Consider the following 218-nt stretch of genomic DNA (forward strand, 5'->3'; position numbering starts at 1 on the left):
TGGAGGGAGGGAAGAGTTTGGTTAAATTTGTGGAGGAAGGAGAAGTAGGAGGAGTGGGGATGGTAATTAGAGATAATGGAGAGGGTATGGTGGGGACGATGCGGTGTGGTTGGGAATTGGTGGGGTTGAGGGGAGTGAAAGGGGAGGAGATGTTGGAATGTGTGATTGAGGAAGGGGAGGGTGGGAATGTGGGTGGGTGTGGGGTGGATTTAGGGTGA

At 52.8% G+C, this 218-nt stretch carries 1 protein-coding gene; it reads left to right on the plus strand.

The window, feature by feature from the left end; all coding sequences use genetic code 11:
- The first annotated feature begins 17 nt into the window (after positions 1-17).
- Positions 18-218, plus strand: coding sequence for a hypothetical protein (locus FS628_RS31180; RefSeq protein ID WP_145326735.1), 201 nt, complete (start codon positions 18-20; stop codon positions 216-218).

It is taken from the genome of Paenibacillus xylanexedens (assembly GCF_007676705.1).
GTDB lineage: Bacteria > Bacillota > Bacilli > Paenibacillales > Paenibacillaceae > Paenibacillus > Paenibacillus xylanexedens_C.